Raw genomic sequence first — 626 nt, 5'->3', positions numbered from 1 at the left:
CCGTGGTGCTCGACGCTCTGCCATTGACGGTCAATGGCAAACTCGACACCCGCGCCCTACCCGCCCCCGACTACACCGGCGCCCCCTATCGCGTCCCGGCCACCCTCACCGAAGACATTCTGGCCGGCATCTACGCCCAAATCCTCGGCCACGACCGCGTCGGACTGGACGACTCCTTCTTCGACCTCGGTGGGGACTCATTGTCGGCGATGCGCCTGATCGCCGCCATCAACACCAGCCTGGATACTGACTTGTCGGTACGCACCATCTTCGAGGCACCCACCCTCGCCCAGTTAGGACCCCGCATCCAGGCCAACATCGGGGGTGGGGGTGGGCTGGCCCCGCTGGTGGCCGGCCCACGTCCGGAGCGGGTGCCGTTGTCGTTTGCCCAATCCCGGTTGTGGTTCATCGATCAGTTGCTGGGTCGGTCGGCGGTTTACAACATGCCCGTGGCGGTGCGCCTCACGGGGCCACTCGACGTGGAGGCCCTGGGGGCTGCGCTGACCGATGTGGTGGCCCGGCATGAAAGCCTGCGCACGGTGTTCCCCACGGTTGATGGGGTCCCCCACCAGCAGCTGATCTCGCATGAGGGGGCCGATTTCGGCTGGGACGTCGTTGATGTGACC

At 66.5% G+C, this 626-nt stretch carries 1 protein-coding gene; it reads left to right on the top strand.

Annotated features, from left to right (window positions below):
* A partial coding sequence (locus A5692_RS16020) for a condensation domain-containing protein (protein WP_231984341.1) occupies nt 1-626 on the top strand: 626 nt, incomplete at both ends.

This window comes from Mycobacterium sp. E342, assembly GCF_001667665.1.
Taxonomy (GTDB): Bacteria; Actinomycetota; Actinomycetes; order Mycobacteriales; family Mycobacteriaceae; genus Mycobacterium.
Note: the sequence above shows the minus strand (reverse complement) of the source record. Positions and strands in the feature narration are given on the sequence as shown.